Origin of the sequence: Sinomonas cyclohexanicum (assembly GCF_020886775.1) — a bacterium.
GTDB classification, from domain to species: Bacteria; Actinomycetota; Actinomycetes; order Actinomycetales; family Micrococcaceae; genus Sinomonas; species Sinomonas cyclohexanicum.
Map to the genome: position 1 here is coordinate 3,856,073 of NZ_AP024525.1, position 18,445 is coordinate 3,874,517.

Below are 18,445 nucleotides of genomic sequence, written 5' to 3' on the forward strand. Positions count from 1 at the left end.
GATGAACCACACCACCCTGGCCCCCGCGCCAGCAGCCAAGCAGGCGGAGAAGGCAGTCCGCCTCGACCCCGTGACCTTCGAGGTGCTCAAGAACGCGTTCGCGACGAGCGTGGACTTGATGAGCGAACAGATCCTGCGGACCTGCTACTCGTTCGTGATCTACTCCCGGGACTTCTCCTCCGCCCTGTGCGACGCCCGCGGCAACACGGTCATGCAGGGCAGCGGCGACATCGCCGTGCACGTCGGCACGCTGCACTTCCAGTGCCAGGCCGTGCTCGAGGAGTTCAAGGACGACATCAACCCGGGCGACGTCTTCGCGATCAACGACCCGTACCGCGGCGGGACCCATTTCAACGACGTCAGCTTCATCCGACCGGTCTTCGCCGACGGGCAGATCATCGCCTTCGCGCAGAACAAGGGCCATTGGGCGGACATCGGCGGCAACGTCCCCGGCTCCTTCGACGTCAACGCCAAGGAGCACTTCGGCGAGGGCCTGCGGATCACCCCTGTGCGGATCTGGCGGGAGGGCGTTTTCCTGCACGACGTCGCCCAGCTCCTCGTCTCGAACACGCGTGCCCCGCAGCAGGCCATGGGCGACCTCCACGCGCAGTCGGAGGCCACCGCCGTCTGCGAGCGCGAGGTGCTCCGCCTCGTCGCCAAGTACTCGCGCGAGACGGTGGTCGAGGCCATGCAGGAGACGCAGGACTACGTCGAGCGGACGGTCCTGAAGAAGCTCGAGTCCCTCCCGCGGGGCACGTGGGAGACGGTCGACTACATCGATTTCGACCCGGGCAAGCCCGAGGGGCTCGTGCCGATCCGGATCAAGCTGACCCTCGACGGCGAGGGGATCCACTACGACCTCGCCGGATCGGCCCAGGCCGTGGACACGTTCCTCAACTCCGGATACGGGACCACGTTCTCAGCGATCTATGCCGGAACCAAGACGTTCTTCCCGGACGTGCCGCTCAACTCGGGCTTCTACGCTGCGGTCACCGCGGACATCGGCCCCGAGGGCACCGTGGTCAACGCGGGCTGGCCGCATGCGGTGACGGGCTTCTGCTCCGGTCCGTACGAGAAGCTCATGAACGGGATCTTCGAGCTGTGGTCGCAGGTCATGCCCGAGCGCGCCATGGCGTGCGCGTTCAACCTCGAGTACCTCCTCGTAGGCGGCAAGGACGCCCGGCAGCCCAAGAGCCCGTACTTCATGTGGTACGACTGGATGGCCGGCGGCTGGGGCGGCCGTGCCACGAAGGACGGCGCCGGAGCGACCGCGCCGGTCTTCGGACCGGGCCTCGCGGTCCAGCCCGTGGAGGGCCAGGAGCGGCTCTCCCCGGTTCTCACCACAATGCACGCGATCGCCACCGACTCGGGCGGCCCCGGGCGGTTCCGCGGGGGCTGCGGCATCGAGAAGGGCGGCATGCTCACGGACGCGTCGTCGACCGTCATGAGCTACTGCTGCGACCGCGCCCGCTCCATCACGTGGGGCATCGAGGGCGGACTGCCGTCCATCCCGCACGGCGTGTGGCTCAACAAGGGCGCCGCGGACGAGCGGTTCCTCGGCTCCAACTTCTCCTCCGTCCCGATCGGCCCTGGGGACTCGTTCACCCGCCCCTCGGCCGGCGGCGGGGGCTTCGGCGACCCCCTCGAGCGCGAGCCCGGGGCCGTGCGCGAGGACGTCATCGACGGGTATGTCTCGATCGAGCGGGCGGCGAAGGACTACGGCGTCGTGATCCGCGAGGTGGACGCCGAGCTGGACCAGTACGAGATCGACGACGACGCCACGCAGGCCGCGCGCGACGCGATCCGCTCGCAGCGCCGCGGCTGGCTCGAGGACGACGCCGCCGACGTCGCCTTCCGCTACCGCAGCGGCGAGCTCCCCCTCCTCGATGTGATCCGCCGCTACGGCGTGATCCTCGACTGGGGCACCGGGGAGCTCTTCCCCGACACGACGGCGCAGTTCCGCGCGCTCATGCAGCGGCGCTCCGCCGCGTCCTGGGCCTGACGGTCCTCGTCCGAGCCGCGGCTCACCCCTGAGACCGGGGTGCGGGGTCCGTTCCCCCGCACCCCTCCTCGGCCCCGTCCTTTCGCCCCCCTCTCCCCAGAATCTCTCTCCCAGAATCCCTAGATGTGGAGACCCCCATGTCCGCTTCACCGATCCAACAGTCCACTCCGTCCCCCACCGTCCCCGACACCCGCATGCGCCGCGGATCCCTCGCCATGGCCTGGTACGGGCTCGTGAGCGCGATGTTCTTCGTCTACATCGGCGCCGCCCTGGCCCTCGCGTACGGCACGGTCGACGCACTCATCGGGCTCGCCCTGACCATCGTGGTCTATGGAGCGGTCAACAAGGTCCTGTCCGCCTACGCCCTCCGGCACGGGCTGACGGTCCACCAGTTCTCGAGGACCCTTCTGGGCCGGGCGGGGGCGCTCCTGGCAACGCTCATCTTCGCGGCGACCGCGATCTACTACGCCGTCTTCGAGGGCTCGATCCTCGCGTTCGCCTTCCAGGCCCAGTTCGGAGGGAGCATGGCCCTGTGGTCGGCCATCGTCGTCCTCTACACCACTCCCCTCGTCTCCGGAGGCATCCAGCGGCGCCTCGACAAGGTCAACGGCCTCCTGCTGCCGCTCTACTGGGGCGGGCTCGTGGTCGCCGTCGTGTGGGCCGGCCTCGCGTACGGGTTCTCGGGCGACTGGCTCGCGCACGCCACGGCGTTCCTCCCCGTGGCCTCGGGCGGACCCGGTTGGCTCGCCTGCTTCGCCGCGTACATGGGCGTGTGGATCATGATGATGTACACGATGGACTTCGCCGCCCTCGGCCGGCCCCACGACGTCGCCTTCCACAGCCGCTGGACGTTCGGGTGGCTCTTCTACACGCTCGCGTTCGGCCTCAACGCGGTGGTCGGGATCTTCCTCACGTTCACCATCCCGGGTGTCCAGACCACGGAGACGGGGGTCGCCGCCGGTCTCGTGACGATGATGGGCCCCCTCGGCCTCCTGCTGGTCTTCGTCTCCCAGACGCGCATCAACACCGCGAACTACGCACTCGGCGCCTCCAACCTGCGTGAGTTCGCGGAGCGGACCCTACGCCTCCGCCTCCCGCGGCTCGCCTGGGCGATCATCACCTCGGCGATCATCTTCACCCTCATGCTCCTGCCGGTGGTCCAGTACCTGCTCGTGGCGCTTGCCTGGCAGGGCGCCCTCGTGACGGGTTGGGTGGGGATCGCCCTCACCCACCTCGTCATGGATCGCTTCTCGGGGCGTGGCGCGGACCACGCGGGCCTGCCGGATGCCAACTTCCGCGCCGTCTCAGTCCCCGGCGTCACGGCGTGGGTGGTCTCGGCCGCCGTCGGCATCGGTCTCATTGAATCCGGCCAGCCGTGGGGCGCCACGTGGGGCACCCTCGTGACCCCTGTTCTCGCGGCGGCCATCTACGCGGGCTTGCGCGTCGGGATGCGCCGGGACACGGCGCTCGTCCGCGGGCCCGTCGACGCCACGGCCTGAGGCACACCGGGCCCTGTCCTGCAGGCGTACGTGGTGGGCTCCCCCGTCGGGGGAGCCCACTGCTCTGCTGTCTCTCGCTGACCTATCCCCGCGTCCCCACGTCTGGCAGCGCCGCGAGCACGCTCGGATCCGCCCCCAGCCCTGCGAGCCGGGCCTCGATCGCCGCCCGGGCCCGCACGTAGGGGACGTCCGTGCCGAGCAGGAGAGATCGGTTGTTGGCCTCGTTGAACACTGCATCGATCTCGAACGCGAGCTGCGCGGCGTCGTGCAGGCCGGGCAGCTCACCGAGGTCCATCGCGGTCTGGACCGCATGCGCGAGGTACGAGTCCCAGTCCCGCAGCGCCGCCGCCAGTGCGTCCCGCACGGGACCGGGACGGGCGTCGAACTCGACGGCCGTGGACTGGAAGAAGCAGCCTCCGGCGAAGACCCGGCGGCGAGAGTAGTCGAGCCATAGACGCACGACGGCGCACAGTCGCCTCAGGCCCCTCGCCTCGCCGCGCGCGGCGGTGATCACGTGCTCCACGAAGATCTGGCGGGCCGCCTCGACGGTCGCCAGCTGGAGGCCCTCCTTGGTTCCGAAGAGCGCGCCGACCCCGCTCTTGCTGGCCCCGACCGCCGTTGCGAGTCGCCCGATCGTGAGCCCCTCGAGCCCCTCGACGGATGCGAGGTCAACGGCCTCGGCCAAGACAGCCCGACGCGACTGCTCTCCGCGGGCCCGGCGCCCATCGATGCGTTCCTGGATCTCCACCGCACTCCACCTTTCCGGCCCTTGCACCCCGTCAGGTTAAGCGTACGATCGTCCGTATAGAAATAAATATGAACGACCGTCCGTATAGATTATCCTCTCCTCTGATCCCATCTCGGGAGGCCGCCATGCTCAGCCAGTCCACCGTCGTCGTGCGCCGCGACCGCCTGCCGGCCCCGGGCACTCCCGCAGCCCCGCTGCTGCGTGCAATCTCGCTCCTCCCGCCCAGCGTCGCCGCGGCGGCAGCCTTCCCCCTGTTCATGCGCGTCGGCCCGCGGCGGGCGGTGAACCCGGACGAGGAGCAGACACACCTCGCCGCCGACTGGTCGCGGGTCCCCGTGCCCGGCCTGCACGGGCATGGCGGCAGCGCGGTCACGTACCGGTGGGGGTCCGGCGAGCGCCCGGTGCTCCTCGTCCACGGCTGGGGCGGCCGCGCCTCGCAGTTTGCGCCGCTCGTGCGGGAGCTGCGCTACGCCGGGCTCACCGTTGTCGCGTTCGACGCCCCGGCCCACGGCGAATCCCCGGGGCGCGGCACGTTCATCCTCGACTTCATGGGCGCGATGCGCGAGCTCGAGCGCCTGCATGGGCCGTTCGGGGCCGTCGTCGCCCACTCTTTCGGCTCCCTCGCGACGCTTGTCGCGGTCGCGGAGGGACTCGGCGCGGGCCGCGTCGCAACCGTCGCGGGGATGGCCGACGCCGGCCACCTCGTCGCGTCGTTCGCCACCGCGACCGGGCTCTCGGCCCCGGCGGCGCACGCGCTCCGGGGCCGGTTCGCCCGGCGCGTGTTCCCCACGGAGCCGGACGTCTACGGGCGCTTCTCCGCCGTGAGCCACCCCCTCCCGGCGGCGGTTCCGCTCCTCGTGGTGCACGACGCCGGTGATCGCCGCGTGCCGGCCACCGAGGCCGGGCGTCTGGTCGCGGCCAACACCGGCCACGCGCAGTTCCTTCAGACCAGCGGCCTCGGCCACCAGCGGATCCTCGGCGACGCCGGAGTACTCGCCCGGATCACGGAGTTCGTCGCCGGCTGAGGGGAGTCCGGGATTCCGCCCGTTCACCGGCCGCTGCGACGAAGGCGCCGAGGATCGCCTCGAGCTGGCCCGGAGCCGCCGTGCGGGTCTGGGCGTCCTCGGGATGCCACTGGACCGCGACGATCCAGGAGTCGGAGTCTCTGGCCTCGAGCGCCTCGACGACCCCGTCCGATGCCGTGGCGCAGACCCGCAGGGGGTCGGCAACGCGCCCCACGGCCTGGTGGTGCCCAGACACGACCCGAGTAGTCGTACCGGTGGCCCCCAGCAGTGCGGCAAGCCGCGTGCCGGGCGTAAGGCGGACGTCGTGGAGGGGCATCGGCGCCCTGGGGTCGTCGTGGTCGCGGTGCATTCCGCGCCCCAGGTCCTCGATGAGGGTGCCGCCGAGTGCGACGTTGATGAGCTGGAGCCCGCGGCAGATCCCGAGGACCGGGCGGCGCGCGGCGAGCGCGTCGCGCACGAGGCGCGCCTCGGCGTCGTCCGCGCGGCGGTCCACCCCCGAAAGGGTGGGGTGCGCCGAATCGCCGCCGTACAGCGCGGGGTCCACGTCGCCGCCTCCCATGACCAGCACGCCGTCAAACGCCTCCGCGGTCGGCAGCTCGTCCGCCGCGGAATCCAGCACGACGGCGATCGCGCCCGCCGCTTCGAGGGCCGCCGCCGCGTTCGCGGTGAGGGTGGCGAGCTCCTCGTGGAACTCCGGGGTGTGCGAGGGCGCGGTGTCTGCCCACGTCACTGCGATCCGAGGGCCCGGGGCTGGAGTGCTCATGGCGCGTTCGCTCACGGTGCCAGCGGGTAGAGCGGGTTGTGCCCGGCCGCGACCCGTTCGCCGGCGGGCGGCGGTCCGGGCGGGGTACCGTCGCCGAACGGACGGCCGCCGAGGGCCTCGCGGCCATGGGGGGTGAGCCAGTTCGCCAGGTCCGGGCCGGCCGGGACGATCTGGGTCGGATTGATGTCCTCGTGGACGATGTAGTAGTGCTGCTTGATCTGCACGAAATCGATCGTGTCGCCGAATCCGGGCGTCTGGAACAGGTCGCGCGCGTATGCCCAGAGCGCCGGCATCTCGATGAGCTTGCTCCGGTTGCACTTGAAGTGCCCGTGGTAGACGGGGTCGAAGCGCGCGAGCGTGGTGAAGAGGCGGACGTCGGCCTCGGTGATGGTGTCGCCGACGAGGTAACGCTGGCTGGTCAGGCGGTCCTCGAGCCAGTCCATCGCGTCCCAGAGCCGCGCGTAGGCACGGTCGTAGGAGGCCTGCGAGCCAGCGAAGCCACAGCGGTAGACGCCGTTGTTGACATCCTTGAACACCCGCTCGTTGACCTCGTCGATCTCGGCGCGGAGGGCCTCGGGGTAGAGGTCGGGGGCGCCCTCGCGGTGGAAGACGGTCCACTCGAGCTCGAAGTCAAGGGTGATCTGCGGGTAGTTGTTGGTCACGACGGCGCCGCTGGCCACCTCGACGATGGCCGGCACGGTGATGCCGCGCGGGTAGTCCGGGAAGCGCCGGAAGTACGCTCCCTGGAGCCGCTCAATGCCGAGGACGGGGTCGCGGCCGTCGGGGTCAAGGTCGAAAGTCCAGGACCGCACGTCATGGGTCGGGCCCGGCAGCCCCAGCGAGATCGCGTCCTCGAGCCCGAGGAGCCTGCGCACGATCACCGTGCGGTTGGCCCACGGGCACGCGCGCGCCGCGACCAGGCGGTACCGGCCGGCCTCCGCAGGCCAGGCCTTGGCTCCCTCCGGCGCGGGGGTGCCGGGCGGGAAGGTGCCGTCACGGGTGATGCGGTCCTCGATGTAGTTCGTGTCCCGCGTGAATTCCTCACCCGTGTGCACGTAGGCGCCCTTGGTGCTGTACGTGCTGGTCACGTCGCGTTCTCCGGCCATGCGGCCAGCCTAGCGCGGGCCACCGACAGCACTCGACGACGCGCTCCTCATCCCGGAGCGCCCGATGGCGCCGAGCGCCGACGCCGCCGTGCTCGCCACCGGCGCACCGCGCATCGGCGGCCGGGAGGTTGCGGGCGCGGGTCAGAAGGGTGGGGGTGGCGGCGCGTAGTCGGGAGGTGGACGGTAGTCGGCGGGCGGTGCGGTGGTGTAGGTGCGCCCGAGCGGTGAGGTCCAAGTGATCGCGCCCGTGGCGGGATCCTGCTCCGCGGCCCAATAGCCGAGGGTCTTGAACCGGTGGTGCTGGGCGCACAGCAGCGCCAGGTTGGCGGAGTCCGTGGCCCCGCCGCGGGCCCACTCGAGCGTGTGGTCGGCCTCGGTGTGCGGGTGCGGCAGATCGCATGCGGGGAACCGGCAGCCCACATCCCGCAGGGCCAGGTACCGGCGCAGCGCAGCCGGCGGGGTGTACCGTGTCCGGCCCAGCGCGAGCGGCGCGCCGGTCTCCTCGTCCGTCAGCATCCGCAGCCACGTCGCCGCCCCCGCCGCCAGACGCCGCGCCGCCTCCGCCGGGATCAGCCCATAGCCGAGGATCTCCCCCGGCGCGTCCGCGAATCCCGGACCGCCCGGCGGCCCATTCTCCCAACCGCCGCCGGGATCGCCCCCCTCCGAGCCAGACCGGCCACTCTCGTGATCGGCGGGCGGCCCATTCTCCCGACCGCCGCCGGGATCGCCCCCCTCCGAGCCAGACCGGCCACTCTCGTGATCGGCGGGCGGCCCATTCTCCCGACCGCCGCCGGGATCGCGCGCGTCCGGATCGCGGGCACCGGCTTCAGCCGCCCCGTCAAGGTCAGGGCCCCGAGGAGCGGGGCCGCTGGCAGCGCTGGCCGCGCGGCCCGTCAAGGGCGCCGGGGCCGATTCCGGGCCGGTGGCGCCGGGCGAGGAAAGAGCCGTGGGAAGGGTCGCGGGGACGAGGGTGGTGTGCGGGATGGTCACGACGAGCTCCATCCGCACCCCGCCCCGCGGGACCCCCGGCCTCGGACCAACAGGCCCCGTTCCAACAGCCCGCGTTCCAACAGGCCGCGAGGCCCCAACCCTCGTCGCCCCATCCCCTCTCGCACCGGCGCCGGTCGCCCCCTCGGCGGGCGCACCGTAGGCGGGCGCCGCGCCGGCGCTGGGCACGGGGGCCAGAAGCAGGGCGGTGAACGCGTCCGCGCGGCGCTGGGAGACCGTCCGCGGGTCCCCCGCCGGTTGGGCCCGAGCGATCGCCTGGAGCCGCGTATCAATCAGCGCCCCGTCCTCCAGCGCGACGTACGCGCTCACCTGGCACATCCCGTCATCCCCGGGCTCCACATCCACCCGCCGATGCCCCCGGGCCGCCCGTGCCCGCACCGACAGCGACTCCGCCGCATGCTCCCGCGCCAACCGCCGCAAGGACCGGGCCAGCGCCCCCGCCGACGGCCCCACCACACGCGCGGCATCGTGGCCCAGGCCTTCGGGGCCCTCGCTCTCGGGACAGGCCACGGCAAGGGCTCCCGCAATGAAGGCAGGAGTCGCGCCCGCGGGCACCGACGCCGCGGCATGCAGCACCACCCTGGCACCCTCCCGGTCCAGCCGTCCCGCGTCCAGGCACCCCATCACCGGCGCCGCCCACGGCTCCGTCAACGCCAGGCACTCCGCCACCAGCGCCCGCGCCGCCCGCGGGCCAAGACAGAGCTCCGCCGCGACCTCCGCCGCCGCCAGCGACGGCGCCAACGACCTCTCCACCGCACTCGACGAATCGGCCCCCAGCAGCACCGCGATCCGCCGCACCGCCCGCGCTCGATCCGCATGCGCCCGCGCCTCCGCCGCCCGTGCTCGGGACAGGCCGCCCACGAGCCACTCGACCTCCCACACCCGCTCCGCCGCCCGCCAGGCCGACTCGGACAGCGCCACCGTCCCACGGTCGTCGAGTCCGGCTGCCGCCAGTTCCTCCACCGTCGGTCCCCAGCCTCCGGCCATTTGGGCCTCGAAGTCCGCCCGACCCGGGTCTGCGCCCGGGTCATCCAAGAACGCCGGATAAGGAAATGCCTCCGCCCACGCCCCAGCCTCGGGAGCGTCGGGACATGGCGCGTCCAACGGCTCCGGCGCCCACCCGCCGTCGTCCGCACCCCCAGCCCCGAGACCCCCGGACCCCTCCATACCCCCAGCCAACCAGAGGGGTCCGACATTTCTCGAAGGACCGTTCCGTGAGACTCAGTTTCACAAACTGGACGCACCCACTAGCGTGGACTGCACAGCACAATGGCCCACCATCAACGGCGAGGACGTGACCATGACCGCCAGCACCCCCGATCTCGGCAGCTACGAGACCCTCGAGCTCGACCTCACGGACGGCGTCCTGACGCTCACCGTGAACCGCCCGCACGCGCTCAACGCGCTTTCCCAGCAGGTCGTCTCGGACCTGTGGAAGGCGTTCACCGCGATCCAGGACTCGTGCACGCACGACGCCGGGTGGCCGGTGCGCGGCGTGATCGTCACCGGCGCGGGGGGCAAGGCCTTCGTGGCGGGCGCGGACATCCGCGAGATGTCCTCGATGGACCCGGACACAGCCTCCGCGTACGGCAGGTCGATGCACGGCGTGACGCTGCTCATCGAGAAGATCCCCGTGCCGGTCATCGCCGCCGTGGACGGGTTCGCTCTCGGCGGGGGGTGCGAGCTCGCCCTCGCGTGCGACTTCATCTACGCCTCCGAGATCGCGCAGTTCGGACAGCCCGAAGTCAACCTCGGGCTCGTACCGGGCTTCGGCGGCTCGGTCCGCCTCCCCCAGCGCGTGGGACTCGGTCCCGCACGCGAACTCATCTACACGGGCCGCCGCATCGACGCCGCCGAGGCACTCCGCCTCGGCCTCGCCAACCGGGTCGTGCCCACGCGGGACGACCTCTTCGCCGCGGCCCGCGCCACGATCGGCGAGATCGCCGCGAAGGCGCCGCTCGCCGTCGGCCTCGCGAAGCAGTCGATCGCGGGAGCGACGGGCCGCAGCACCGCGAAGGGCCTCGACATCGAGGCGGACGCGTTCCGCGAGGCCTTCACCACCGCTGACATGCGGGAGGGCACCACCGCGTTCCTCGAGAAGCGGAAGGCCGTGTTCGCCGGGAAGTAGGTTTCGACGGCGCACACCCTCCCCACCCTCCCCACCCTCGCTCAGTTGAGAGTTCAACAGATGCAGGGCTGAGGGCAAGCCCGACCACAGCAAAACCAAAGGCGGGCTCGGGAGAGTAGAGCCATGACGGCAACACTCCCCACCCCGCAACCCCCTACCGAGGCGCTCCGGCCGGTGATCCGGCGCGCGGCCCTCGGGCGCGAACTCGAGGAGCGGGGACGACGTCGTCTGCTCGGTGCCGACCTGCTCACGGTAGCGGCGTGGGGCTCGGCGGCGGCGGCCGTCGCGCTCTACCTTGCGGACGGCGCGGCCGGACAGTTCGGCACCGTGCCCCAGGCCCTTACGGCGATCGGGGTCATCTCCGGGCTCATCGGCACCGACCTCGTGCTCGTGATGCTGCTTCTGGCCGCGCGCCTGCCCTGGATCGACCGGGCCATCGGGCACGACCGCGCGATGGCGGTCCACGGGAGCCTCGGCAAGCCCGCGCTGTACCTGCTCCTGGCCCATGGGCTCTTCATCCTGCTCGGATACGCGGCCTCCGACGGCATCAACCCGATTGCCGAGATCGTGGCCCTGTGGAACCTCGGTTCGGACATGTGGCTCGCGTACCTCTCGATCGGACTGTTCATCGCGGTGGTCGTGACCTCGCTCGTCGCAGTGAGGCGCAAGATGCCGTACGAGTTCTGGCACGCCATCCACCTCCTGACGTACGCCGCCGTCCTCACTGGCCTGCCGCACCAGTTCAGCGTCGGCTCGCTCTTCGCCGAGGGCCACTGGCAGCGGCTGTACTGGGAGGTCTTCTACTGGGGCGTCGTCCTCGCGCTCGTCTGGTTCCGCGTCGTCACTCCGCTCGTCCGCACGTGGCGGCACCAGCTCACGGTGACGCGCGTGGTCGAGGAGGCGCGCGGCGTCGTGAGCATCGAGATGACGGGCCTGCGCCTGAACGAGCTCACGGGCGAGGGCGGACGGTTCTTCATCTGGCGGTTCCTGGCCCCGGGCCTGTGGTGGCATGCACACCCGTTCAGCCTCTCCGCCGAGCCACGCGGGACCGGGATCAGGATCACCGTCCGCAACCTCGGCCGCGGCAGCGCTGCACTCATGCGGCTTCGCCCGGGCTCCAAGGTGGCACTCGCCGGGCCGTACGGCAACTTCGCCCACTCGTCCCGCACACGGCCGGGACTCGTGCTCATCGGCTCGGGCATCGGGATCACGCCGATCCGCGCGCTCCTCGAGCGCGCCGAGTTCGCCCCCGGTGACGCGACCGTGATCCTGCGGGCCGGTGCCCAGAACCGGCTCTACCTGCGCGATGAGATCGCCGACCTCTGCCGGGCCCGCGGCGCCGTGCTCTACGAGCTTGTGGGGCACCGCTCGCGAAGCTCGTCCTGGCTCCCCCGTCATCAGGCGGGCCTCCATATCGCCGACTACCTCCCCGCCGGTGCACCCCCGCTCGCCGACTCCGACGTCTACGTCTGCGGGCCGCGCGAGTGGTCCGACGCCGTCCTGGCAGACGCGAAGGACGCCGGCGCCACGGATGCCCAGCTCCATCGAGAAAGGTTCGACTGGTGAGAACACGAGCAGCGGTCTCCGCGTCACTCGCTTCCCTCGGCATCCTCGCCGTCGGCTGGCAGGCCGGCGCACAGGCCCTCGAGGCCCAGGCCGCCGGCACGGCAAGCACAGGAAGCACGACGACGACCGGCACCTCGGGCGCCTCTGGCACCTCGGGTTCCGGCGCCTCGGGCGGGTCGGGCTCGTCGGCCGCCGGCACCTCCGGAACGGCCTCGGGCTCCAGCTCGGCCGCCGGAGCCCAGGCGAAGGCCCAGACCACCTACGCCGGCAAGACGGTCTCGACCCGCTACGGCGACGTCCAGGTGCAGATCACCGTGCAGTCCGGCAAGGTCACCGAGGTCACGGCCCTGCACCTCACGGACGCCGAGCGGCGGTCCCAGATGATCAGCGCGCAGGCCGCGCCGATCCTCCGCGGCGAGGTGCTCCAGGCTCAGTCGGCCAACGTCCAGACGGTCAGCGGCGCGACGATCACCTCCGATGCCTACCTCACGTCCCTCCAGGCGGCCCTCGATGCAGCCCACCTCTGAGTCCCCTGCCCCTGTGCCCCCTGCCCCTGAGCTGAGGGCCCGCACCTTCGAGTGCATGGGCACGGTCGTGAGCCTCACGGTCCCCTCGACCACCGATCGGCTCGAGGCGGCCGCCACCGCCGTCGAAGACCAGTTCCGCGCGCTGGACGAGCAGTTCAGCCTGTTCAAGCCGGCCTCCGAGGCGAACCGGATCGCGCGCGGCGAGCTCAGCCTCATGGAGTCGAGCGCGCTCATGCGTGGCCTGTACGCGGATGCGGTGCGGTGGCGCCGCAGCACCGACGGCGCCTTCACGCCGGAGCGGCCCGACGGCGCGCTGGACCTCAGCGGCCTCGTCAAGGGGTACGCGATCGCGGAGGCCGGCAGGTCCCTCGCCGCGCTCGGCCTGGCCGACTGGTGCCTCAACGCGGGCGGCGACGTGCTCGTTTCCGGTTCCCCCACGCCGTCGGCCACTCGGTCCGGATCCCGGCCGGGGCAGCCTTGGCTCGCGGGGATCGTCGACCCGGCGGACAGGCGCACACTGCTGGGCGCCTACCCGCTGGGGTCGGTGCGCCATGGGGGACCTCGCCGGCTCGCGCTCGCGACGTCCGGCTCGGCCGAGCGGGGCGACCACATCTGGACCGTCGGCGTGCGGGGCCCTCGCGGGACGGGCCGCTCGGAGTTCGCCCAGGTCAGCGTCGCGGCCGCGGACATCGTCACCGCGGACGTCCTGGCCACGGCGATCGTCGCCGGCGGCCGCGCCACCTTGGACGCGGTCACCTCTCGCTGGGACGTGGATGTCCTCACCGTAGCGCACGACGGCGCGCTGCTCGCCACCCCCGGGTTCCGCGCCACGAGCGCGGCGTAGGGCCCGGGCGAGCGTCAGTGCCAGTCGCTGATCGCCAGGTCGTCCGGGTCGGGGGCGCCGGTGCCGGTCTCGAGCAGCTGCTTGAGGCTGAGCAGGTACGTGGCCCACTTGGTGCTGCAGTGGTGCATGAACTCGACCGGCTCGGCCCAGCCCTGATGCGCGAACAGCACGATCGTGTAGTCCCCGGACTGGCTGAGGTCCCACGTGACATGGGTTCCGATCCACTCGGCGGGCCCGTCCACGACCTCCCATTCCACGCGTTTGCCCGGAACGAGCTCGATGACCTTCATGTCGAAGCCTCCCGGGACGAACCGGAACGCGATCACGCCGCCCACGTCCGCGGATCCCGCCGTGTTGCGGGCCCACCAGCAGGAAAGGCCGTCGATCGTAGTGAGCGCCGCGTAGACGTCGTCCGGTGATGCCTTCGCAACGCCGATGCGGTGCAGGATGTCAACCATTGTTCTGTCCTTTGCTCTGGTGGGAGCGCCTACTCCCGTGCCTCGAGGATCTGCTTGATCCGCGCGAGGTCGGGTGGTGGAAGGCTCAGCCACGGGACGGCACCCGCCCCGTGAAGGCGACGAGTCGGTGCAGAGCGTGCGCGGATTCGTCAACGAGCTCGGCCTCGGCGAAGGAGCCGTTCGCACGGACCGACTCCGTGATGGTCTCCTGCGCGAGCCCCAGGACGTACTCGGACAGCGCGTCGGAGACCTCGAGCTCCCGCCCCAGGGCCGTCGCATAGTCCCACGCGTGGACCAGCAGCTCGAGGTTGAGGATGTTGGCCACGAGCGGAACAGGCAGGACGGCGAAGCCCATGTCCGCCGTTCCGCCGAGTCCACGCCGCGCGAGCGCCTCAAGCGTGGGTTGGAGCACGACAGCGATGCGCGCCGCCGGCGACAGGCCCCGCGGACCCGCCTGCGACATCCGGACCTCGGCGGCGTCCTCCGCGGGGGCCGCTTCTGGAGCCGGGAGTGCGGCACCGATGGCGGTGCCGATGCCCACGATGCTCCCGTGCAGGTGGTCGGTGAGCGCCGCGATGTCGAAGTCCTCGCAGGGCGTACGGCGCGCAGAGTCCTCAGGCGCCACTGCCGTCAGGATCCGGTCGAGGACTGCGTAGGACGCGTCGGCGGACGTGATCTGATCGAACGGCTCGGGGGTTCCCCAGACGTCGAGGCCAGGGTCGCCGTCCTCGACGAGGGTCGTGAGTCGGCCGAGATAGTGGGTCCAGCCTTCGGCGTGTTCCTTCTCCCGTTGCGCGCTGAGCCCCACGTGGACGAGCGTCAGGCTCGTTCCGCCGTCAGCCGGCTCGAGCGTGATGGTGAGGTCGGAAGACCCGGGCGGGACCTCGGCGTCGCCCTCCCAGCCGAAGGCGAAGGAGATGCTACGGCCAGGTTCCACTTCTGTCACGGTGCCTGCGGCGTACCCACCTGGGACCACCGTCCAGCGGAAGTCGCCGCCGGCGCGCACGTCGATGCGTGCAGAGAGGGCCATCCAGCGTCGCAGGCGCTCAGGCTGGGTGACGAGGCCGAACGCCTCATCAGGGGTGACGGGCAGGAAAACGGTCTGGGAGAACGTCATGGCGATCCTTTGGGTGGGTCCTGCGGGTTCGGGGCCCGCGAAGCGGCAAGCGCGTGGGCGTCGGCGACGAGGATGGTGAGCTCATCGGTCCAGAAGACGGCGACCTGCTCGTGCAGGCGCGCCATGCCCTCGGGCGACAGGCGGTAGAGCCGGTTGCGGCCCTCCTTGCGGGCCTCCACGAGGCCCACCTCCGCGAGGAGCAGGAGGTGCTGCGAGATGGCCGAGCGGGACACCGTGAAGTGCTCCGCGAGCGGCGTCACCGAACTCTCACCTGCCGCGAGCAGCTGGAGGATGCGGCGGCGCGTCGGCTCCGCGGCAACTTCCAGAAGATCGGGCATGCAGATACGTTAGTCTTCGCTAACGCATTAAGTCAATGGCTCCGCCAGCGCGGACCACGAGAGGCCGGAACAGGCGGAGAAGCCGGGCTAGAGACGGACGAGCTCCGGGTACTTGGGGCTCAGCCCGTCGCCTGAGGAGCGCCCAGTGAGCCGGCGCATGACCCACGGGCCCGCGAACTCGCGCACCCACACCGCGTTGGCCCGAGCCTGCTCGGCCCTGCTCAGCACCGGCAGGGGCGGGACGTCCGGAACCTCGGCGACGCCCTCGTGCTCGAGGACGCCGAGCACTCTGTTGGCCATCGTGGCGTGCCCGAGCGAGGACATGTGCATGCGGTCGACGTCCCACATGCGCCAGTCCTGGAACTCGTGGAAGCGCCAGTAGTCCACGAGGGCAGCGCCCCGGCGCTCGGCGATCCAGCGGACCTGCTCGTTGTAGATCGCGGTCCGGCCGCGCATCGCGCCGAAGACCTTGGACGCGCCCGCGTCGAAGCCCGTGAACAGGAGCACCCGGGCCCCCGAGTCCACGAGGCGGGCCACGGCGGCGTCGTAGTCCTCGAGCAGGCCGTCGATGTCCACCGTGGGCCGCAGGATGTCGTTGGCCCCCGCGTACAGGGTCACAATCGTCGGGCGCAGGGCCAGCGCCGGCTCGATCTGCTCCGCGAGGATCGCGCGGATCTTGCGGCCGCGGATGGCGAGGTTCGCGTAGCCCGTGTCAGGGTCGGCGGCCTGGAGCTGCTCGGCCACGCGGTCGGCCCAGCCACGGACCCCGTTGGGCCGCGCGGGGTCGGCGTCGCCCACGCCCTCGGTGAACGAGTCGCCCAGTGCCACGAAGCGGGTGGTGAAGTCGCCGCTCACGGTGCGACCCCGGCGTCGTGCGCGGCCTCACCCTCGCGAACCGCCGGGCTCTCGCGCTCCGCCGCCACGATCGCGCTGCGTGAGGGGTCGCGGAAGATCCAGTTGTCCTCCTGGAGCCGCGCCACGACCTTCTCGCCGATCTCGGCCAGGCGGCCCACGTCCTCGGGATCGAGGGCGTCGAAGACAAGCTGCCGCACGCGTTCGACGTGGTCCGGAGCGAGGTCCACGATGGTCTCCCACCCGGCGTCGGTGAGGTGGGCAGTGGTGACCCGAGCATCATCGGGCGAGGGCTGCCGGTCGATCCAGCCACGCGCCTGCAGCTTCGTCACCACGTGGGAGAGCCGCGAGAGCGACGCCGACGTGCGCGAGGCGAGCTCCTTCATGGGCAGCATGCGTCCCTCGGCCTCGGAGAGCATCGCGAGCACGTTGTAGTCGAAGAGGGAGAGCTTGTTCAGCTGCGTCAAGTGCGCGTCGAGGGCGGCGGGCAGCAGGGTGTTCACGCTCAGCAGGGCGAGCCAGGCCCGTCGTTCCTGCGCGGTGAGCCAGCGGGGTTCCGTCACGGATACCAAGCATAGGCTGTAGGGATGCTCATCGTTTCGCTCACCTACCAGGTGCCCATGGACGTCGTCGAGACCCATCTCGAGGCGCACCGCACGTGGCTTCGCGACGCCGTCGATCGAGGCCTCGTCTCGGCGGCCGGCCGCAAGAACCCGCGCACCGGGGGGATCCTGTTCTCGCTCGCGCCGCGCGCCGAGCTCGAGGCAGCCATCGCCGAGGACCCCTTCTCCGTCCACGGCGTGGCCGGCTTCGAGATCACCGAGGTTGACCTCACGACGGCGGCACCCGGCTTCGAGTCGCTCCTCGCCTGAGGCAGGGGTCCGGGCTTAGCCTGTCCTCGTCAGGCTCCATTGCCGCGCGGCGGAAGGATCGGCCATGGCTTCAGGACTCGCGGGCATCGACCACATCGTGGTGCTGATGCTCGAAAACCGCTCTTTCGACCACATGCTCGGGTACCTCTACCATTCGTCGGGCAACGCCTCCCCGAGTGGGGCGCCGTACGAGGGCCTCACGGGCACTGAGAGCTGCCCGGGCCCGGGCGGCGCGCCGGTCAGCGTCTACCCCATCACCCCGACCACGCCGGACGCCTACTTCATGCCCGGCGCCGACCCGGGCGAGGGGTTCGCCAAGGCGAACAACCAGCTCTTCGGCACCACGAATCCGGCACCGGGCGCGGCCCCCACGATGACCGGGTTCGTGACCGACTACGCCCAGGCCATCAAGGACAACCAGGCCAAGAAGTGGTACGTGGTCCCCGGCACGGCGCCGAGCTGGATCATGGGGTGCTTCGCGCCGGAGACACTGCCCGTGCTGAGCGGCCTCGCGAGGGGCTTTGCCGTGTGCGACCACTGGTTCAGCTCGGTTCCTACGGAGACGATGCCGAACCGGGCCTTCACCTGCGCCGGGACGAGCCAGGGCCACATGGACGACGTCACGAAGTCCTACACCGTGCCGAGCATCTTCGGGGCACTCGGCCAGCACGGGGTGGCCTGGAAGATCTACGGGTACAGCAAGCCGCCGCTCACGCGGCTCAACTTCCCCGACACGCAGAAGGCGCCCGCAGCGAACATCGGGCTCTTCAAGGACTTCCAGGCGGACGCCGCCGCAGGCAAGCTGCCCGGGTTCGCCTTCGTCGAGCCGAGCTGGAGTTCCACGGGGAACAGCCAGCACCCGAACTACAGCATGGCCGCTGGGGAACAGCTCATCCTCGACACCTACCGCGCGCTGCGCTCTGGGCCCGGGTGGTCCAAGACCCTGCTGGTCGTGACCTACGACGAGCACGGCGGCTGCTACGACCATGTCCCGCCGCCCTCGGGCGCGACGCCGCCGGACGACTCCCCGGGCGAGTTCGGCTTCGACTTCACGCGCTTCGGCCCGCGTGTGCCCACCGTCCTGGTGAGCCCGCTCATCCCCGCCGGGACCGTGTTCCGCGTGCCGTCCGGCTCGACCCCGCTCGACCATACGAGCATCCTCGCCACCGTGGAGCACCGGTTCGGGATCCCGCCCCTCACCCGCCGGGATGCGGCCGCGCCCGACGTCGGCGCCGTCCTCACGCTCTCGGCTCCCCGCACGGACGACCCGCTCGCGGGAGTCTCGGCGCCCACGATTCCGCCCATCCCGGCGGCGCTGGCTGCGCAGCCCTCGCACCTCGCCGATGTACGCGACGAGCTCGCAGCGCGGTTCGTACCGCCTCAGGGATATTAAATCCAACGACTTGACTTACTCATTCGGCTCCCGTACGGTATCTGATATCGGCCTCTCAGGCCGGACACCGCAGGTCCAGCGCACCACTCGGACCTGAGCCGTACTGCTGGGGAACGGCGGCCTCGTACCGCCGAGCACAGGGCTCAACCCACCGCTCGCAAGAGGGCGCATCCGCGCCCGTCGGGGCCTCACTCTGCCC

Annotated in this window: 17 protein-coding genes and 1 pseudogene; 9 read left to right on the forward strand and 9 right to left on the reverse strand. The window is 71.3% G+C overall.

Annotation, left to right across the window (positions count from 1 at the left end; all coding sequences use genetic code 11):
- Position 1 precedes the first annotated feature (1 nt).
- Positions 2 to 2,002 carry a hydantoinase B/oxoprolinase family protein gene (locus SCMU_RS18125; RefSeq protein WP_229230479.1) on the forward strand — a complete coding sequence of 667 codons (2,001 nt, stop codon included), beginning with the start codon at positions 2 to 4 and terminating at the stop codon, positions 2,000 to 2,002.
- Positions 2,003 to 2,139: 137 nt separating this feature from the next.
- Entirely contained in the window at positions 2,140 to 3,501 is a 1,362-nt protein-coding gene (locus SCMU_RS18130) for a purine-cytosine permease family protein (RefSeq protein WP_229230480.1), read from the forward strand.
- Between the two features lie 82 nt (positions 3,502 to 3,583).
- On the opposite strand, the gene SCMU_RS18135 is transcribed toward SCMU_RS18130, so the two are convergent.
- Entirely contained in the window at positions 3,584 to 4,249 is a 666-nt protein-coding gene (locus SCMU_RS18135; protein ID WP_229230481.1) for a TetR/AcrR family transcriptional regulator, read from the reverse strand.
- A gap of 125 nt (positions 4,250 to 4,374) precedes the next feature.
- Between SCMU_RS18135 and SCMU_RS18140 the strand changes: the two genes are divergently transcribed.
- Positions 4,375 to 5,274 carry an alpha/beta hydrolase gene (locus SCMU_RS18140; RefSeq protein WP_229230482.1) on the forward strand — a complete coding sequence of 300 codons (900 nt, stop codon included), beginning with the start codon at positions 4,375 to 4,377 and terminating at the stop codon, positions 5,272 to 5,274.
- Here SCMU_RS18140 and SCMU_RS18145 read toward each other — a convergent pair.
- The 3 genes from SCMU_RS18145 to SCMU_RS18155 form a co-directional block, all read right to left on the reverse strand.
- The gene (locus tag SCMU_RS18145) at positions 5,252 to 6,037 is read right to left on the reverse strand and encodes a gamma-glutamyl-gamma-aminobutyrate hydrolase family protein (RefSeq protein WP_229230483.1); all 786 of its coding nucleotides are present in this window, start codon (positions 6,035 to 6,037) and stop codon (positions 5,252 to 5,254) included. The two genes, SCMU_RS18140 and SCMU_RS18145, sit on opposite strands and share 23 nt — an antisense overlap.
- Before the next feature lie 11 nt (positions 6,038 to 6,048).
- The gene (locus tag SCMU_RS18150; protein WP_229230484.1) at positions 6,049 to 7,143 is read right to left on the reverse strand and encodes a glutathione S-transferase family protein; all 1,095 of its coding nucleotides are present in this window, start codon (positions 7,141 to 7,143) and stop codon (positions 6,049 to 6,051) included.
- Between the two features lie 141 nt (positions 7,144 to 7,284).
- Complete coding sequence (locus tag SCMU_RS18155; RefSeq protein ID WP_229230485.1) at positions 7,285 to 9,114, reverse strand: DUF222 domain-containing protein; 1,830 nt, start codon at positions 9,112 to 9,114, stop codon at positions 7,285 to 7,287.
- Between the two features lie 337 nt (positions 9,115 to 9,451).
- Between SCMU_RS18155 and SCMU_RS18160 the strand changes: the two genes are divergently transcribed.
- The 4 genes from SCMU_RS18160 to SCMU_RS18175 all read left to right on the forward strand — a co-directional run bounded on the left by SCMU_RS18160 (position 9,452) and on the right by SCMU_RS18175 (position 13,216).
- Positions 9,452 to 10,279, forward strand: a complete 828-nt coding sequence (locus SCMU_RS18160; RefSeq protein WP_229230486.1) for an enoyl-CoA hydratase/isomerase family protein — start codon at positions 9,452 to 9,454, stop codon at positions 10,277 to 10,279.
- A 123-nt stretch (positions 10,280 to 10,402) separates the two neighbouring features.
- Positions 10,403 to 11,845, forward strand: a complete 1,443-nt coding sequence (locus SCMU_RS18165) for a ferredoxin reductase family protein (RefSeq protein WP_229230487.1) — start codon at positions 10,403 to 10,405, stop codon at positions 11,843 to 11,845.
- Positions 11,842 to 12,372: an FMN-binding protein gene (locus SCMU_RS18170; RefSeq protein WP_229230488.1), complete on the forward strand. Its 531-nt coding sequence runs from the start codon at positions 11,842 to 11,844 to the stop codon at positions 12,370 to 12,372. Before SCMU_RS18165 ends, SCMU_RS18170 begins: the two co-directional genes overlap by 4 nt.
- Positions 12,373 to 12,427: 55 nt before the next feature.
- Entirely contained in the window at positions 12,428 to 13,216 is a 789-nt protein-coding gene (locus tag SCMU_RS18175) for an FAD:protein FMN transferase (protein ID WP_443020347.1), read from the forward strand.
- 14 nt (positions 13,217 to 13,230) lie between these two features.
- Here the strand turns inward: SCMU_RS18175 and SCMU_RS18180 are convergent, their stop codons facing one another.
- The 5 genes and pseudogenes from SCMU_RS18180 to SCMU_RS18200 all read right to left on the reverse strand — a co-directional run.
- Entirely contained in the window at positions 13,231 to 13,674 is a 444-nt protein-coding gene (locus tag SCMU_RS18180) for an SRPBCC family protein (protein ID WP_229230490.1), read from the reverse strand.
- Between the two features lie 85 nt (positions 13,675 to 13,759).
- Entirely contained in the window at positions 13,760 to 14,791 is a 1,032-nt protein-coding gene (locus SCMU_RS18185; protein WP_229230491.1) for a TIGR03086 family metal-binding protein, read from the reverse strand.
- Positions 14,788 to 15,129 (reverse strand): ArsR/SmtB family transcription factor, encoded by a 342-nt coding sequence (locus SCMU_RS18190; protein ID WP_229230492.1) that lies wholly within the window; start codon positions 15,127 to 15,129, stop codon positions 14,788 to 14,790. The genes SCMU_RS18185 and SCMU_RS18190 overlap by 4 nt, the downstream gene beginning before the upstream one ends.
- An 87-nt stretch (positions 15,130 to 15,216) precedes the next feature.
- Positions 15,217 to 15,984: an SGNH/GDSL hydrolase family protein gene (locus tag SCMU_RS18195; RefSeq protein ID WP_229230493.1), complete on the reverse strand. Its 768-nt coding sequence runs from the start codon at positions 15,982 to 15,984 to the stop codon at positions 15,217 to 15,219.
- Between the two features lie 86 nt (positions 15,985 to 16,070).
- Positions 16,071 to 16,544 (reverse strand): annotated as a pseudogene (locus tag SCMU_RS18200) (MarR family winged helix-turn-helix transcriptional regulator); the annotation flags it as partial.
- A 24-nt stretch (positions 16,545 to 16,568) separates the two neighbouring features.
- Here SCMU_RS18200 and SCMU_RS18205 point away from each other — a divergent pair.
- Both SCMU_RS18205 and SCMU_RS18210 read left to right on the forward strand, forming a co-directional pair.
- Entirely contained in the window at positions 16,569 to 16,853 is a 285-nt protein-coding gene (locus tag SCMU_RS18205; protein WP_229230495.1) for a YciI family protein, read from the forward strand.
- A gap of 64 nt (positions 16,854 to 16,917) precedes the next feature.
- Entirely contained in the window at positions 16,918 to 18,246 is a 1,329-nt protein-coding gene (locus SCMU_RS18210; protein ID WP_229230496.1) for an alkaline phosphatase family protein, read from the forward strand.
- Positions 18,247 to 18,445: the final 199 nt, after the last annotated feature.

What these genes read in the sequence shown, in the direction of transcription:
- SCMU_RS18130 (WP_229230480.1), top strand. Translation starts at nt 2,140, where the DNA reads ATGTCCGCTTCACCGATCCAACAGTCCACTCCGTCCCCCACCGTCCCC.
- SCMU_RS18190 (WP_229230492.1), bottom strand. Translation starts at nt 15,129, where the DNA reads ATGCCCGATCTTCTGGAAGTTGCCGCGGAGCCGACGCGCCGCCGCATC.
- SCMU_RS18145 (WP_229230483.1), bottom strand. Translation starts at nt 6,037, where the DNA reads ATGAGCACTCCAGCCCCGGGCCCTCGGATCGCAGTGACGTGGGCAGAC.
- SCMU_RS18165 (WP_229230487.1), top strand. Translation starts at nt 10,403, where the DNA reads ATGACGGCAACACTCCCCACCCCGCAACCCCCTACCGAGGCGCTCCGG.
- SCMU_RS18210 (WP_229230496.1), top strand. Translation starts at nt 16,918, where the DNA reads ATGGCTTCAGGACTCGCGGGCATCGACCACATCGTGGTGCTGATGCTC.
- SCMU_RS18175 (WP_443020347.1), top strand. Translation starts at nt 12,428, where the DNA reads ATGGGCACGGTCGTGAGCCTCACGGTCCCCTCGACCACCGATCGGCTC.
- SCMU_RS18160 (WP_229230486.1), top strand. Translation starts at nt 9,452, where the DNA reads ATGACCGCCAGCACCCCCGATCTCGGCAGCTACGAGACCCTCGAGCTC.
- SCMU_RS18205 (WP_229230495.1), top strand. Translation starts at nt 16,569, where the DNA reads ATGCTCATCGTTTCGCTCACCTACCAGGTGCCCATGGACGTCGTCGAG.
- SCMU_RS18185 (WP_229230491.1), bottom strand. Translation starts at nt 14,791, where the DNA reads ATGACGTTCTCCCAGACCGTTTTCCTGCCCGTCACCCCTGATGAGGCG.
- SCMU_RS18140 (WP_229230482.1), top strand. Translation starts at nt 4,375, where the DNA reads ATGCTCAGCCAGTCCACCGTCGTCGTGCGCCGCGACCGCCTGCCGGCC.
- SCMU_RS18125 (WP_229230479.1), top strand. Translation starts at nt 2, where the DNA reads ATGAACCACACCACCCTGGCCCCCGCGCCAGCAGCCAAGCAGGCGGAG.
- SCMU_RS18150 (WP_229230484.1), bottom strand. Translation starts at nt 7,143, where the DNA reads ATGGCCGGAGAACGCGACGTGACCAGCACGTACAGCACCAAGGGCGCC.
- SCMU_RS18180 (WP_229230490.1), bottom strand. Translation starts at nt 13,674, where the DNA reads ATGGTTGACATCCTGCACCGCATCGGCGTTGCGAAGGCATCACCGGAC.